Origin of the sequence: Nocardia sp. NRRL S-836 (genome assembly GCF_001279525.1) — a bacterium.
In the GTDB taxonomy this organism is placed as follows: domain Bacteria; phylum Actinomycetota; class Actinomycetes; order Mycobacteriales; family Pseudonocardiaceae; genus Lentzea.
In genome coordinates this window covers 67192-82858 of sequence record NZ_LGDY01000104.1, presented here as the reverse complement: position 1 = coordinate 82858, position 15667 = coordinate 67192, and the positions used below count along the sequence as shown (strand labels likewise).

The 15667-nt window shown below is 69.2% G+C and carries 12 protein-coding genes; 3 read left to right on the top strand and 9 right to left on the bottom strand.

Annotation, left to right across the window (positions count from 1 at the left end):
• The first annotated feature begins 1 nt into the window (after position 1).
• Together ADL03_RS23265 and ADL03_RS23260 are read left to right on the top strand one after the other, a co-directional pair.
• Positions 2-1939 carry an ABC transporter permease subunit gene (locus ADL03_RS23265; protein ID WP_053735650.1) on the top strand — a complete coding sequence of 646 codons (1938 nt, stop codon included), beginning with the start codon at positions 2-4 and terminating at the stop codon, positions 1937-1939.
• 14 nt (positions 1940-1953) lie between these two features.
• Positions 1954-2907, top strand: a complete 954-nt coding sequence (locus ADL03_RS23260) for an ABC transporter substrate-binding protein (protein ID WP_053735649.1) — start codon at positions 1954-1956, stop codon at positions 2905-2907.
• A 61-nt stretch (positions 2908-2968) separates the two neighbouring features.
• On the opposite strand, the gene ADL03_RS47320 is transcribed toward ADL03_RS23260, so the two are convergent.
• The 9 genes from ADL03_RS47320 to ADL03_RS23220 all read right to left on the bottom strand — a co-directional run bounded on the left by ADL03_RS47320 (position 2969) and on the right by ADL03_RS23220 (position 14317).
• A complete protein-coding gene (locus ADL03_RS47320; RefSeq protein ID WP_197288575.1) occupies positions 2969-3145 on the bottom strand; it encodes a hypothetical protein in 177 nt (58 codons plus the stop codon).
• A gap of 165 nt (positions 3146-3310) precedes the next feature.
• Positions 3311-4789 carry a PKD domain-containing protein gene (locus tag ADL03_RS23255; protein WP_053735648.1) on the bottom strand — a complete coding sequence of 493 codons (1479 nt, stop codon included), beginning with the start codon at positions 4787-4789 and terminating at the stop codon, positions 3311-3313.
• Positions 4790-4802: 13 nt separating this feature from the next.
• Complete coding sequence (locus ADL03_RS23250; RefSeq protein WP_082373403.1) at positions 4803-6311, bottom strand: PKD domain-containing protein; 1509 nt, start codon at positions 6309-6311, stop codon at positions 4803-4805.
• A 116-nt stretch (positions 6312-6427) separates the two neighbouring features.
• Entirely contained in the window at positions 6428-7327 is a 900-nt protein-coding gene (locus ADL03_RS23245) for a glycosyl hydrolase family 18 protein (protein WP_053735646.1), read from the bottom strand.
• Between the two features lie 3 nt (positions 7328-7330).
• The gene (locus ADL03_RS23240; RefSeq protein WP_053735645.1) at positions 7331-10237 is read right to left on the bottom strand and encodes a glycoside hydrolase family 38 C-terminal domain-containing protein; all 2907 of its coding nucleotides are present in this window, start codon (positions 10235-10237) and stop codon (positions 7331-7333) included.
• A 5-nt stretch (positions 10238-10242) separates the two neighbouring features.
• On the bottom strand, positions 10243-11361 hold the full coding sequence (locus ADL03_RS23235) for a cellulase family glycosylhydrolase (protein WP_157529116.1): 1119 nt from the start codon (positions 11359-11361) through the stop codon (positions 10243-10245).
• 18 nt (positions 11362-11379) lie between these two features.
• The gene (locus ADL03_RS23230) at positions 11380-12201 is read right to left on the bottom strand and encodes a carbohydrate ABC transporter permease (RefSeq protein ID WP_053735643.1); all 822 of its coding nucleotides are present in this window, start codon (positions 12199-12201) and stop codon (positions 11380-11382) included.
• The gene (locus tag ADL03_RS23225) at positions 12198-13067 is read right to left on the bottom strand and encodes a carbohydrate ABC transporter permease (protein WP_197288574.1); all 870 of its coding nucleotides are present in this window, start codon (positions 13065-13067) and stop codon (positions 12198-12200) included. Before ADL03_RS23225 ends, ADL03_RS23230 begins: the two co-directional genes overlap by 4 nt.
• A complete protein-coding gene (locus ADL03_RS23220; RefSeq protein WP_197288573.1) occupies positions 13064-14317 on the bottom strand; it encodes an ABC transporter substrate-binding protein in 1254 nt (417 codons plus the stop codon). Before ADL03_RS23220 ends, ADL03_RS23225 begins: the two co-directional genes overlap by 4 nt.
• A gap of 99 nt (positions 14318-14416) precedes the next feature.
• Between ADL03_RS23220 and ADL03_RS23215 the strand changes: the two genes are divergently transcribed.
• A complete protein-coding gene (locus tag ADL03_RS23215; protein WP_053735640.1) occupies positions 14417-15406 on the top strand; it encodes a LacI family DNA-binding transcriptional regulator in 990 nt (329 codons plus the stop codon).
• Positions 15407-15667 lie beyond the last annotated feature (261 nt).

Genomic DNA, 15667 nt, shown 5'->3' with positions numbered 1-15667 from the left:
CATGGTCGCCGTATCCGCACCACGGCCGGTGCCGCGCCCGAAAGTCCACAAAGGCCTGATCGCCGGTGGGGTCGTGCTGGTCTGGCTTTTGCTGTGGCTGCTGTTCCGCGACACCGCCACGCTGGCGCTGGGCGCGTCCGAGCTGACGCCGCTGCACCGGTGGGTCAACGAGCTCAACGACGCCGTCGGCGCCTCGCGCAACTCCAACCCGCTGTTCCTGTACTTCTTCAACGAGATCCGGCTCGTCATCGACGGGTTCGTCACGTTCGTGCAGGCCATGATCGCGCAGCCGTCGTTCGGGCGGCCGGTGCCGGTGGTCGGCTGGCTCGGCGTGGTCGCGATCGCCGGGTTCGTGAGCCTCGCGGCCGCCGGGTGGCGGGTGGCGCTGCTGGCCGTCGCGGGCTTCGCGTTCCTGGGCCTGCAGGGGTTGTGGCAGGAGAGCATGGACACCCTCTCGCTCACCCTGGCCGCCGTGGTGATCTCGCTGCTGGTGGGCATCCCGCTGGGCATCTGGGCCGGGTTGTCGGACCGGGTGAACCGGGTGCTGACGCCGGTGCTCGACTTCATGCAGACCATGCCGACGTTCGTCTACCTGGCGCCGCTGACGCTGTTCTTCCTGATCGGACCGGCCTCGGCGACGATCGCGACGCTGATCTACGCCGCACCGCCGGCCATCCGGATCACCGCGCACGCCATCCGCGCGGTGCCGCGCACCACCGTCGAGGCGAGCGAGTCCCTCGGGGCGACGCCGCGGCAGACGTTGCTGAAGGTGCTGCTGCCCTCCGCGCGCGGGACGATCGTGCTGGGCGTCAACCAGACGATCATGGCCGCCCTGTCGATGGTCACGATCGCGGCGTTGATCGACGCGCCGGGCCTGGGCAAGACGGTCGTGAAGGCGTTGCAGACGCTCGACGTCGGCACGGCGTTCAACGCGGGCCTGGCGATCGTGGTGCTGGCGATCGTGCTGGACCGCGTCACCACCGCCGCGACCGAACGCCGCACGCTGCCGCGCTGGGCGTTGCTCGGCGGCCTGGGCGTCACCGGTGTCGCCGTCTACCTGTCGTACACCTACCTGTGGGCGGCGGAGTTCCCAGCTTCCGGGGTGGAGGTCGGCTCCGGCATCCGGCAGGGCACGACGGCGGCGACGGAGTGGGTGCAGGACACGCTCCCGGTGCTGACCGGCGGCTTCAAGGACCTCGTCACGTCCGCGCTGCTGAACCCGTTGCAGGCGCTGCTCGCCGGGTCGCCGTGGTTCCTGGTCGCGCTGGTCGTCGTGGCGCTGTCGGTCCTCGTCGGCGGCGTCCGCGCCGCGCTGACCTCCGCGGTGTGCCTGGGGCTGCTGGTCGCGACCGGACTCTGGCAGGACGCGATGACCACCCTGGCGGCCACGCTCGTCGCGACGGTCATGGTGATGGTGCTCGGCGTCGTCGTGGGCGTGTGGATGGGCCGCAGCCGGCGCGTGGACCGGCTCGTCCGGCCGGTGCTCGACGCCGGCCAGGTCATGCCCGCCTTCGTGTACCTGGTGCCGTTCCTGGCCCTGTTCTCGGCGTCGCGGTTCACGGCGGTCGTCGCGGCCGTGGTGTTCGCGGCCCCGGTCGCCATCAAGATCATCGCCGACGGCGTGCGCGCGGTCTCACCCGCGACCGTCGAAGCCTCCACGGCACTGGGCGGCAGCGCCTGGCAGACGATCGTGAAGGTGCAGCTGCCGATGGCGCGCGGCGCGTTGACGCTCGCCGCCAACCAGGGACTGATCTACGTGCTGTCGATGGTCGTCGTCGGCGGACTCGTCGGCGCCGGCGCGCTCGGCTACGACGTCGTCGCCGGCTTCTCGCAGGGCCAGTTGTACGGCAAGGGGCTCGCGGCCGGCGTCGCGATCGTCGTGCTGGGCGTGATGCTCGACCGCCTCACGCAGGCGGCCGCGAAGCGGTGGACCAACTAGAAGGGTCGTGGACAGTGGCAAGGCACAGCGTGCTGGGCGTGGTGCTCGCAGGGGCACTGGCGCTGGCCGGTTGCGGCGGTGCGAAGGTCGGTGACACCTCGTCGGGTGCGGCCGGCGACTGCGGCACGTTCAACCTCGCGGTGAACCCGTGGGTCGGCTACGAGGCGAACGCGGCTGTGCTCGCGTACGTGGCCGAGAAGGAGCTCAAGTGCAAGGTCACGAAGAAGGAGCTCAAGGAAGAGGTGGCCTGGCAGGGCTTCGGCACCGGCGAGGTCGACGCCGTCGTCGAGAACTGGGGCCACGACGACCTGCGCAAGAAGTACGTCGACGAGCAGAAGACCGCCGTCAGCGCGGGCTCCACGGGCGTGAAGGGCCAGATCGGCTGGTACGTGCCGCCGTGGCTGGCCAAGGAGCACCCCGACGTCCTCGACTGGAACAACCTGAACAAGTACGCGGACCAGTTCAAGACGTCCGAGTCCGGTGACAAGGGCCAGCTGCTCGACGGCGACCCGTCGTTCGTCACCAACGACGAGGCGCTCGTGAAGAACCTGAACCTCAACTACAAGGTCGTCTACGGAGGCAGCGAGACCGCCCTCATCCAGGCGTTCCGCCAGGCGGAGAAGGACAAGAAGTGGGTCATCGGCTACTTCTACTCGCCGCAGTGGCTGCTCAACGAGATCAAGCTGGAGAAGGTCAAGCTCCCCGCCTACACCCCCGGCTGTGACGCCGACGCCGAGAAGATCGCCTGCGACTACCCGGACTACGACCTCGACAAGGTCGTGTCCAAGAAGTTCGCCGACGCGAACGGCCCGGCCTTCCAGCTGGTCAAGAACTTCAAGTGGACCAACGAGGACCAGAACGCGGTCGCGAAGCTCATCGCCGAGGACAAGATGAAGCCGGAGGACGCGGCCAAGAAGTGGGTCGAGACCAACGGCGACAAGGTCAGGTCCTGGCTGTCCAAGGCCTGACACGGGTCGTGGGGGCGGGTTCCCGGACGAGAGGAACACACCCCCACGACCACCCCCGGCATCACGCAGCCTGTTGTCCGTTGGGGACCTCAGGCTCGTGGCGGTGCGTCATGCGGTGCCACCACGAACGCGGCTTGCCACCGTTGCGGTAGTACTCCTGGACGCGGCGGGCGTCCTCCCGCAGGGCGAGCTGCCGGTAGTCCATCTCCGCCTTGATCGCTTCGGGCGTCCACTCCATCGGGCTCATCTCCTCAGTTCGTCTCTCTGATGACAAGGAGATTGCTCCTGAGGGGTGAGGCCCTGCATCGGACGATCACCTAAGGCATGGCCGCAGGACCCCTTACCCGGCTGCTGAGGTGAGGGCCGGAAGGCTCTCCGGCGGCCGGGTAAGGGGGCGGTCCGGTCAGTCGGTCAGCGCGGTGGCCGTGGCCGCGGCCCGGACGGAGGCCGTGGTGGCACGAGCCTCGTTGTCGTCCGGCTTCGCCTCGCGGAGGTTCCAGTTCTCCAGCGCGGCGACCGCGCGGAACGTGACCTTGCCCAGCGCCGCGTCCTTCGCGGTGTAGGTGTAGGCGAACGGGAAGTCGACCTTGCCCGTCGGTGACGCCGCCACCCGCTGGACCGCCTGACCGATCTCCTCGTCGTAGCCACCGGTCTCGTTGACCCGGTAGAGGGTGACCCGGACGTTCTCGGTCTGCCGCGCGTTCGCGACCGACACCTTGATCGGCTTGGTCTGGCCGGCCCGCACCGAGGACGGGACTGTCAGCGGTGCCACCGACACGTCGTGCGTGTCGATCGTCACCGTGCTGGTCCCCGTGCCCGTGCGGCCGTCGTTCGTCGAGCCCGACACGGTGACCGTGTACACGCCGTCCCGTGCGTACCGGTGCCGGATCTGCTCGTACGCCACGAAGTTCTTCGACGTGCCGTCACCGAAGTCGATCACTCCGCTGGTCAGCACCCTGCCGTGCGGGTCACCCGAGCCGAGCTCGAACGGGAGGTCGTCGAACACCGACGGCTCGTAGTAGCTCACCGCGGTGTACGGCTTGAGCGGTGCGGCCGCCTGCACGTCCATCCAGAACGGGTCCGCGTCGTCCGCGGCACGTGCCACCCGGATCAGGTACGTCTCGCCCGCGGTCGTCGCGAACACCGCGCCGTTCGAGTTGCCACCGGAGGCGAAGCAGTCCACCTCGGACAGGTCGCCGGCACGGTGCACGCTGATCGCGTTGTAGTACGCCGACACGTTGACCCACTGCGTGCGCGTTGCCCGGTAGCTGTACCAGAGCGACTGGGTGGCGGCCGCGTCACAGCTCGGCGGCGCCTCGCCCGGCTCCGGAGTCGCGCGGGTGAGGTCGCCCTCGACCCGCGACGGCACCGTGACCGGCGTCGCCGCGGCCCGGTCGTCGTTCACGGCGGCCCGCACCGGCGTCATGGTCAGCGACACCGGGCCCGTGTAGCCGGAGTAGTGCTCGGCCACGGCGAGGTGGTAGGTCGTGCCCGCCTTGACGCTGAAGGTCTTCTCCCGTTCGCCGGGGGTCGTGCAGCCGCCCGGCACCGGCGTGAGCGCGCCGCGCGTGCCGGTGAAGACCGCGTAGAACGTGTACCGGGTGCTCTGGGAGGTCAGCTTGACCAGCCCGTCAGCGGATGCCGTGTAGCGCACCCACACCGTGCTGTAGCTCTGGTAGTTGCAGATGCCCGGGTCGTCCGGCGCCTTGGTGGCGCCGGTGGTGTCGACCGTCGTGGTGGCCGGCAGCGCGGTGATCTCGGTGGCGGCGTCGAAGTCGTCGTTGGCGGGTGCGTCGGCGTGCGCGACGCCGGGTGCGAAGGCGGTCAGTGCGGCTACGGCCACCGCGGTGGCCACCAGGCGCAGTCTGCTGAGCTGCTTCATGGATTCCCCCGGATCAGTTCGTGAGAGCGGCGGCGGCGGAGGTGGCGGCGGGACGTACGGTGGTCGCGATCGCGATCACCTCGTTGTCCTGCTCGCGGGCGTCCCGCGTGGGCCACGGCAGTTCGGCCACGGCGCGGAAGCTGACCTTGCCGATCGCGGCGTCCTCCGGGGTGAAGGTGTAGGCGAACGGGAAGCCGACCTTGCGGGTCGGGTGCGCGGGCACCTCGATCGAGAGCCGGCCGACCTGTGCCCAGGAACCGTTGACCGACCGGTAGAGCGTGACGGTCGGCTTCTCCAGGTACCGGGTGTTGGCGACCTGCACGGTGATCGTCTTCTGCTCGCCGGCCCTGGCCGAGGTCGGCACGGTGAACCTGGTGATGCCGACGTCGTGCGTCTTGATCTTGACGACGGTGGTGTCGCTGCTGGTGCGGCCGTCGGCGGAGGTCGAGTTGACCGTCACGGTGTACTCGCCGTCCGCGGCGTACTTGTGCTGCTGGCTCGTCTCCGTGCTCGGGGAAGCGGTCGTGCCGTCACCGAAGTCCCACGAGGTCGTCACCGGCGCGCTGTAGGCGTTGTTGTGCTGCAACGAGAACCCGATCGTCTCGTACAGCGGGCGCTCTTCGGTCGAGGAGTAGACCGACGTCCGCAACGGGAGCGCCTCGGTCAGCCGCAGTGTCGCGGACGGCGAGTAGCTGCTGTTGGAGCCGGTGACCTGGACGAAGTAGGTCCTGCCACCGGTCACGCCCACGGCCTTGCCGGTGTAGTGGCTGCCGTCGACGCAGGCGAGCAGCCGCAGGTCGGGCAACGAGGTTCCCTCGTAGACCGCGGCGAGCGGGCTGCTGTTGCTGCCGTCCATCTTGAGCACCAGCGACTGCGTCTGCGCGGGCGTGTACGCGTACCAGACCGAGGGCAAGCCCTGGTTGCCCCAGCACGACGTCGCCGCCGGCTCGTCCGGCTCGGCCGAGGCCAGCGTGAAGTCGGGCTGTGGCGCGCTGAACGGCAGCGCGGTGACCGGCTGGGCGTCGGCGAAGTCGTCGTTGGCCGCCGGGGCGATCCGGTCCAGCGCGAGCTGCAGCGCCCCGCCCGGCGTGCCGTTGCCGCTGACCATGAAGTGGTACGTGGTGCCGGTCGTCGCGGGGAACGTGATCGGCACGCTGCGGCTCGTGGTGCAGCCGTCCCACTGCGGGTTCCACAGCTGCTTGAGGTCGCCGCGCTCACCGGTGAACGTCGTGACGTGCAGGTCGCGGTCGCTGCCCTCGGTCTTCAGGCGCAGCAGGCCGTTCTCGGTCGCGGTGTAGGTGAACCACACCGAACCGGTGAGGCCGGCACCCCGGCAGGCGAACGGGTCGTCGGCCGCCTTGGTCGCCTCGGTCGTGTCCTGCGCCACCGAGTACGGCAGCGCGCTGATGACCGTCGGTGTGGCGAAGTCGTCGTTCGACGGTGGTGCGGCGTGTGCCACGCCGGGCACCAGCACCCCCGTCAGCACGGCGGCCGCGACCGCCAGTGATCGTGCAGAAGGCATGCGAAAGTCCCCCAAGTCCCCAGACCCCCAGCCTCCAGCGGCTGGAGGTTCCCCGGCCTCTAATCGCAACGGGCGAGGTGTTCGTTGCACACCTCGCCCGAATTGCGTCGTTCGGCCTAACGCTGCATCGCCGTCACCTCCGAGGCCCACTGCCACGGCGCCGCCGTGCCGCCGGGCAGCGAGTTGAAGTACTCCCAGCCGGCCACCCCGCCGAAGTTCGGGTACTTCGTCTTCAACGACGTCACGGTGCTGCGCAGCGTCGTCGTGCTCACGTACCCGCTGCCGCCGTTGGCCGGGTTGGTGAGCGTGCCGAGCACGACCTTGTTCGCCGGGATCAGGCCGCGGCTGATGATCTGGTCGTAGTTGGCGGTGCTCGCCGCGCTGCCCCAGCCGTTGTAGAACTGGCCGTTGAAGTAGGCGATCTTCGAGCCGTGGCTGCGGTAGAGGTCCTCGTAGCTGAACCCGGACAGGTTGCCGCCGCCGCGCAACGCCGACGCCACCGGCGACAGCGTGATGATGAAGCCCGCGCCGAAGTCCGCCTTCAGCGCGTCGATCACCCGGCGGATGCCCGCGATCGACATCTGCTCCTCGACGTCGAGGTCGACGCCGTTGAGCTTGTAGGTGCGGATCGTGTCGCGCAGCAGCGGGTAGTACTCGGAGAACCGGGTGTCGAGGCGTTGGAACGAGCCCGGTGCCGCGCCGCCGACCATGCCGATCACGTTCACGCCACGGGCCTGCATCGCGGCGAGGTCCTGCCACATCTGCGCGTACCGCGAGTGCGACGGCGGGTGGTCGTTGAGGTGCACGACCCTGTTGTCGTTCAGGTGGATCGCGGCGACGAGCAGGTCGGTGACGCCGGTGTTGCGGTCGACCAGCGGTTTCGGCGAGACGTAGGTGCCGGTCGCGCCGTTGCTGTACTGGGTCTGGTAGTAGACGACGGTCCGTTTCTGGGTGGCGGCCGTGGCCGGTGGTGCGGCGAGCACCACCAGCAACAGCGCCAGGAACAGCTTCTTCATGCGCTACCTCGTGAATCGCAGGGTGATCACTTGGAACGGGCGCAGCACCACCTCCGCCGACGCGGCATCCAGTGGCCGTTCGAGCAGGTCGGTCTCCTGGACGTCGTGGTAGGCGAAGGAGGTGCTGAGTGAGGCGCGCGCACGACCGCCGTGCGCCTCGTAGAGCCGGACGACGACGTCGCCCGACCGGTCGTCGGCCAGCTTCACGGCCTCGACCCTGACCGCCGGGTTGTCGGTGCGCACCAGCGGTTCCGGTGCGCGTGACCCCCGGACGGAGCGCGGCGGCAGGTTGATCCGGTAGCCCGCGTCGATCGCCTCCGGCAGGCCACCGAGGACGAGGGCGTAGCGGAAGCGGTGCTCGCCCTGGTCGGTCTCCGGGTCGGGGAACCGGGGCGCGCGCAGCAGGGACAGGCGCACGGTCGTGGTCGTGCCGCCGTCCTCACGGGTCGTGCGGGTGACCTCGTGGCCGTAGGTGGAGTCGTTGACCACCGCGACGCCGTAGCCGGGTTCGCCGACGTGCAGGAAGCGGTGGGCGCAGATCTCGAACTTCGCCGCCTCCCACGAGGTGTTGGTGTGGACGGGGCGGTGCAGGTGGCCGAACTGGGTCTCGGCGGTGGAGACCTCGGCACGCAGGTCGAGCGGGAAGGCGATCTTGAGCAGCTTCTCCCGTTCCCGCCAGTCGACCTCGGTGTCGAAGTCGACCTGCCGCGCGCCCTGCCTGAGCCGGATCGTCTGGGTCAGCGCGGAGTCGCCGAACCGGGTGCGCACGACCACGCCGTCGGCGGTGTCCACGCGTTCGGACGGGGTCAGGTCGGCGCGCCAGTTGCGGTAGAACGGGTCGATGTCCCAGGCGTCCCACTGGTTCGGGTTGTCCTTGTGCAGCTGCGGCAGGCCCGCGCACCCGTGCGGTGGCAGCACCTCGCGGTCGTGCTCCAGGTCGAGGATCGAGGTGATCACGCCGTCGCCGCCGACCGTGACGCGGATCCGGCCGTTGTCGAGCACGCCGTTCTCCGGGCGCACGAACGGTTCCGGCGCGGCACCGCCGAGCACGTCGAACGTCAGCTCGTCGGTGCCCTCGTCCTTGACCGCCTCGATCGAACGGCCGGTCAGCTCCTCCAGCTCGGCGGCGACACGGGCGTAGGTCGCCTCGGCCTCGCGGTGCACCCACGCAATCGAGCTGCCCGGCAGGATGTCGTGGAACTGGTGCAGCAGCACCGTCTTCCACAGCCGGTCGAGGTCGTCGTACGGGTACTCGTGGCCCTGCAGCGCCGCCGCCGTGGCCCAGTGCTCGGCCTCGCGCAGCAGGTGTTCGGAGCGGCGGTTGCCCTGCTTCGTCTTCGCCTGTGTGGTGTAGGTGGCGCGGTGCTTCTCCAGGTACAGCTCGCCGGCCCACACCGGGGCGTCCGGGTACTCGTCCTGCGCGGCCTGGAAGAACTCGCGCGGCGGCTCGACCTTCACCGTGGGGGAGCCTTCGAGGTTCGCGACCCGGTGCGCGGTCTCCATCATCTCGCGGGTGGGGCCGCCACCGCCGTCGCCGTAGCCGAACGGCACCAGCGACCGGGACGCCTTGGCGTGCTCGGCGAACTGCCGTGACGCCCGTGCGAGCTCCTCGCCGCTCAACGAGGAGTTGTAGGTGTCGACCGGCGGGAAGTGCGTGAAGATCCGGGTGCCGTCGATGCCCTCCCACCAGAACGTGTGGTGCGGGAACCGGTTGATCTGGTTCCACGACAGCTTCTGGGTGAGGAACCAGCGCGAGCCGGACAGCTTGATCAGCTGGGGCAGCGCGGCGCTGTAGCCGAACGAGTCCGGCAGCCACACCTCCTCGGTCTCCACGCCGAAGTTGTCGAGGAAGAAGCGCTTGCCGTGCACCAGCTGGCGGGCCATCGCCTCGCCACCGGGCATGTTGGTGTCCGACTCGACCCACATGCCGCCGACCGGCACGAACTGTCCACTCCGGACCTTCTCGCGCACCCGGTCCCACACGTGCGGGTGGTGCTCCTTCATCCACGCGTACTGCTGCGCCTGCGAGCACGCGAAGTAGAAGTCCGGGTACTCGTCCATCAGCTTCGTGACGTTGGAGAACGTCCTGGCGCACTTGCGGACCGTCTCGCGCAGCGGCCACAGCCAGGCGCTGTCGATGTGCGCGTGACCGATCGCGGAGACCTTGTGCGCGGAGGCCGTGGCGGGCAGCGCGAGCACACCCGCGAGCTGTGCGCGGGCCTCCTCGGCCGTCTCGGCGACGGCGTTGAGGTCGAGCGCGTCCATCGCCCGGTCCAGCGCGTGCAGCACCTTGTGCCGGCGCGGGTCGTGCTCGGGCAGCTCCCTCATGAGGCCCTGCAGCACCTCGATGTCGAGCATCAGGTGCCAGACCTGCGGCTGGAACACCGCGAGCTCGGCCTTGAGGATCTTGTACAGCGGCTCGGTGCCCGCGGTGTCCTTGTCGCCCAGCGGGGTCGGCAGGAACGGGTGGAAGTCGAGGATCGTCGGGTTGCCCGCGGCTTCGAGGTAGTAGCGGACCTCGGTGCCCTCGACCGGCAGGTAGGTGTTGCGCGGCTCGATGCCCTTGATGGGCACGCCGTCAGCGGTGTAGGCGAGGCCTTCGGACTGGAAACCGGGGCCGGGGTGGGTGAAGCCGAGGTCGAGCACGACCTCCACCTGCCTGCCCCGCCACTCCCGCGGCACGCTGCCGGTGAGGCGGAACCAGCTGGTGCTCCACGGCGCACCCCAGGCGTCGCCGACCTGCGCCGGCTCGTACCGCGCCGCGAGGGCTTCGGCGACCGGGACCGGCTCGTCGGGCACGGTCCACACCGCCAGCTCCAGCGGCGCGGTCTCACCGTACACGGCCGGGCGGATGCGTTCCTCCAGCGTGCGGTTGAGGCGTTCTTCCAGCAGCGCGCGTTCGTCGTGCATGTCGGCTACCCCAGCTCGATCGAGGCCCGCACGCCGGTGCGCGCGAGGGCCATCCACTCTTCGAAGAAAGCACCACCGGGACCCCACGAGGCCCGGTCGCCGTGCAGCCTGACCGGCGTGCGCTCGGCGGGCGCGGGAACCACCTCCCGCGCGACCCTGGCGATGACCTCGCCCAGGGGCTTGACCTTCCGTTCGGTGGTCATCAGCCCCAACTCGTACTCGCGTTCGGGGAAGTCCACCAGCGCACGGTCGACGTCGAACGAGCACCACCACGTGACGCCCCACAGATCGGCGCAGGTCAGCACGTTTGCAAGCGTGTGCTCGGCGAACTCGGGCGCCTGCTCGGCGCTGATCTCCGGCTGTGCGGCGCCGACCTCCTGCAACCACACCGGGCGCCCCGGCTCTTTCGCGTGCGCCTTCGCCAGCTCGACGAGGTACTCGGCGTGGTGGACGCTCTCCGGTGACATCGGGCCGTACCGCTGCGCCGTGCCGTTGAAGACCCACGAGTGCACGGTCGTCATCGCGCCCTTGTTCGCCGCGTGGTCGGGCAGGAACGGGTGGTCGTTCTCGTACCAGACGGCGTCGTACTCGGAGTGCACGTGCGGGTGGCCCGGTGCGGCCCGCGCGCACTCGGTGAGCAGCGCGTCGAGCCACCCGGCGGCCTGCTCGGGCGTGCACGGGTTCGACTCGGTGAGCAGGTTGACCTCGTTGCCCAGGGTGAAGCCGAGGAAGTTCGGCCGGTCGGCGAGCGCCTCGGCGAGCGTGCGGATGTAGAGCTCCTGCCCGCTGATCACGTCCGGGTCGGTGAAGATGTTGGCGCGGTGCCAGGTCTGCACCCACGACGGGTAGAAGTCGAAGCTCGACAGGTGGCCCTGCAGCACGTCGACCTGCACGTCCAGGCCGAACCCGTGGGCGGCGTCGAGCACCTGGCCGAGCTGCTCGACGGCCTTCGGGCGCACCAGGCCGCGGTTGGGCTGGAACACCGGCCACAGCGGGAACACCCGCACGTGGTCGAGCCCCAGGCCGGCGATGGCCTCGAAGTCGGCCTTGACGTCGTCGAGCGAGAAGTCGAGCCAGTGGTGGAACCAGCCGGTGGACGGGGTGTAGTTCACGCCGAAACGCAAGATGGAGCTCCTCGGGGTTCAGCCCTTGATCGCGCCTTCTCCGACTCCGCGGAAGAAGTGCTTCTGCAGCAACAGGAACAGCAGGATCAGCGGCAGGACGGCGATGATCGTGCCCGCCGCGACCAGCCGCTGGTTCTGCACGAACGTGCCCTGGAGGTACGCCAGGCCGATGGTGAGCGTGTACTTGTCCTGGTCGCCGAGCACCACGAGCGGCCAGAGGAAGTCGTCCCAGCTGAACATGAACGAGAACAGCGCCACCACGACCAGCGTGCCCTTCACCGACGGCAGCGCCAGGCGGGTGAACCGCTGCCACGCGTTGGCGCCGTCGATGACCGCCGCCTCCTCGACCTCGGCGGGCAGTGCGAGGAACGCGTTGCGCAGCAACAGGACGTTGAGCGCGTTGATCGCACCGGGCAGCACGACCGCGGTCAGCGTGTTGGCGAGCCCGAGCCCGCGCATCACCAGGAACAGCGAGATCAGGATCGCCTCGAACGGCACCAGGATGCTGCTGGCGAACACCACCCCGGCGAGCCTGCGGCCGGGGAACCTCAGCCGTGCCAGCGCGTAGCCGGCCATCGCCGCGCCGAGGCAGTTCGTGACGACGTTGACGCTCGCCACGGCCAGTGAGTTGAGCGCGAACGTCCAGACCGGCACCACGTCGGCCACCGCCGCGTAGTTGGCGAGGGTCGGGTCGTCCGGGATGAAGTCGGGCAGGAAGACGTCCTCGCCCGGTCCCTTGACGCTGGTCGCGAACTGCCACAGGAACGGCCCGATGCTGATCGCGAGGATGCCCAGCAGCCCGAGGTAGCGCAGGGCGAGGAAGACGTGCGCGCGTTTCACAGCTGTTCCTCCCTGCGGTTGAGCTTGAGGGTGACCAGCAGCAGCCCCAGCAGGATCACGAACAGCACGGCGCTCAGCGCCGAGGCGTACCCGACCTCGCCGGTGAGGCCGCGGCCGACGGACTGGATGAGCAGCACCATCGTGGTGCTGGCCCCGCCCGGCCCGCCGGACCCGCCGGACAGCAGGTAGATCTCGGAGAACACGCGGAACCCGTTGACCGCGCTCAGCGCCGCGACGAGCACCATCGTCGGCCTGAGTGCGGGCACCGTGACCGACCAGAAGCGGCGCAGCGGTCCCGCGCCGTCGACCATCGCGGCCTCGTGCAGGTCCTTCGGCACGTTCGCGAGCGCGGCCAGGTAGATCACCATGTAGTAGCCGAGGCCGCGCCACACCGTGACGACCATCGAGCTGACCAGCAGCAGCGTGGAGTCGGTCAGGAAGCCGATCCTGGTGCCGCCCAACGCCTCCACGACGTTGTTCACCAGGCCGCGGCTGTCCAGCAGCCACGTCCAGATGAGCCCCACCACGACCGCGGACGCGATCACCGGAGTGAAGAACGCCGTGCGGAAGATCGCGATGCCCGGCACGACCTTCTGCGCCAGCATCGCGACCAGCAGCGGCAGCAGCACCAGCGGCGGCACCACACCGGCCATGTAGATGAGGCTGTTGCGCGCGGCCACCCAGAACTTCGGGTCGTGCGCCATTCGCACGAAGTTGTCCACGCCGGTGAACCGGCCGCCACCCAGCGCGCTCGCGTCGGTGAACGCGAGCACGATCATGTTCACGAACGGGAAGATCGTGAACATCAGGCAGACGGCCAGTCCCGGAGCCAGGAACAGCCACGGCGTGTAGGGCCGGTGGGTCACTTGAGCAGCCTGTTGCACTCGTTCACGGCGTCGTCCAGCGCCTGCTTCGCGGACTTCTTGCCCAGCATGGCGTCGGCCAGCTGCTGCAGCAGCGCCTCCCGCATCTGGTCGCTGAACTGCACCGGTGTGTAGTTCACGGCCGTCTGGAGCTGCTTGGCGGCCGCGACCCGCACCCGTGCCTCGTCGCTGCCGTCGTCGGTCGTGAAGTACGGGTCGTCGCCGCCCTTCGACGTGGACGGGAAGATCGAGGCGAGCTTCGCGAACCTCACCTGGTTCTCGGCGTTGGTGACGAACCGCCCGAACGCGAGCGCCGTGGCCTGGTTCTTACTGCTCTTCGGCACGCTGACGCCGTGCAGGAACATGTTGGCGCTGCCGGTGTTCGTGATGGGCTTGGTGATGCCGATGTTCGCGTACAGGCTCGGCGCGTCGGTCTTCAACTTGCCCAGGTCGTACGCGCTGCCGGGGTTGAGCGCCGTCTGCTGCGCCATGAACTTCGTGCCGGCGCCGGTGTAGTTCTGCGTGAGCGCCTCGGGGATCAACGCGCCCGCGTCGTACATCCGCTTGTAGCTCTCGACGAACTCGACGCCCTTGGGCTCGTTGAAGGTGAACTTGCCGTTGTCGAACACCTTCACGCCGTACAGCCCGAAGTCGGCGATGCTCGGGGTCTGGCCGAGCATCGCGATCTTCTTCTGCGCGAGCTTGAGCGCCTGCTCCTCAAGCTCCTTGAAGTTGGTCGGCGGCTTGTCCGGATCGAGGCCGGCCTGCGTGAACAGCGCCTTGTTGTAGAAGACCGGCCCGGTGTTGAGGTACCAGGGGAAGCCGTAGCAGCCGCCCTTGCCGGGGATCTCGAACGCCTGCCAGGCGTTGGCCAGGTACTCCGGCTTGGCGTCCTTGAGCACTTCGTCGAGGTCCACCAGCTGCCCCGCCTTGGCCAGCGGGAAGCTGAGGTCCGGCGGCACGTTGATCACATCGGGCAGACTGCCCGCGCTCGCGTCGGCCATGACCTTCGCCAGGTACCCGTCCGCGGGCTGGTCGACCCACTTCACCGTCGTGCCCTGGTGCTGCTTCTGGAACGCGTCGATGACACCGTTGACGTAGTCGGTGTACTTCGGCTTCAACGACCACGTCTGAAACGTGATCTCGCCCGTGACCTGCCCGTTCGCCGAGCTGTTGCTCGCGGTGCCGCCGGACAGCCCGCAGCCCGCGACGGGCAGCGCCGCCAGGCCGGCGAGGAACGTGCGCCTCTTCATTGACACCCACCTCCTTGCTCGCGGACCCTAGCTAAACCGGTTTATCTCCGGCTAGCCTCCGACCGTCTTGTTGTCTCGTTCCGGACAGGGTGCGTTGCGTTGAAGAGGCCGACCATCAAGGACATCGCCGCCGCGGCAGGCGTGTCCAAGGGCGCCGTGTCACTGGCCCTGAACGGCCGCCCCGGAGTGTCCGAGACAACCCGCGCGCGCGTGCTGGCCGTGGCGTCGTCTCTGGGCTACCGCCCGTCGGCGACGGCGCGCGCGTTGTCCTCCGCCTCGGCCGATGCGGTCGGTCTGGTGCTGGTGCGCCCACCGCGCGCGTTGGGGGACGAGGCGTTCTTCTTCCAGCTGATCGCCGGGATGCAGTCGGAGATGTCGTGCGCGCTGCTGCTGCAGGTGGTCGCGTCGCGGGACGAGGAGATCGCGCTGTATCAGCGGTGGTTCGCCGAACACCGGGTCGACGGGGTGTTCCTGGTGGACCTGCTGGTGTCGGACCCGCGGGTGGAGCTGATGTCGTCGCTCGGGATGCCGGCGGTGGTGGTCGGCGGGGCCGGGCACCACGGAGCTCTGGCGTCGGTGTGGGCGGATGACTACGCGGCGATGACCTCGGTGGTGGCGTATCTGAAGTCGTTGGGGCATCGGCGGATTGCCCGCGTTGCCGGGTTGCCGTCGTTGTTGCACACGGTGCGGCGGGATGCGGCCTTTGCCGAGTCTGTTGTGGATGGTGTTGTCGTGTATGGGGATTACACGGCGGAATCCGGGGTTGCGGCTACTCGGGCGTTGCTGGCGGGTGGGGAGCCGCCTACCGCGATCGTTTATGACAACGACGTGATGGCGGTGGCGGGGGCCTCGGTTGCCGCGGAGGTGGGGGTTCCGGTGCCTGGGCGGTTGTCGATCGTGGCTTGGGACGACTCGGTGTTGTGCCAGCACGGGCGGTTGACGGCGTTGTCGCGGGACACGTTCGCGTTCGGGGCACGGGCGGCTCGGGCGTTGCTGGCGGTGCTCGGTGGGGCGGTGCCGACGGATGTGGAGGACGTGTTGCCGGAGTTGGTGGTGCGGGGGAGTTCTGGGGTGGTGGGGAGTTCGTAGGAGGTTGCGGGTGCTTCCTTTCTGGGGCTCCGCCCCAGACCCCGACACTCCCAAAGAAGCCGGTCCAACGCCGCGGGCGGGTTGATGGCACGCCTGTTTGTGTTGGGCGGCTTGCGGTTGTGTGGGTGGTTGCGTTGCGGTGGTGGCTGCCCCGCCTAGCTCTCACAGAGCGAGCCAGACCTGGGAGGGGATGTCAACCGGGCGAAAAAGCGTGCCCGGTTGACATCCCCTCCCAGGCCCGGCAGACGGTCGGAGCGCTAG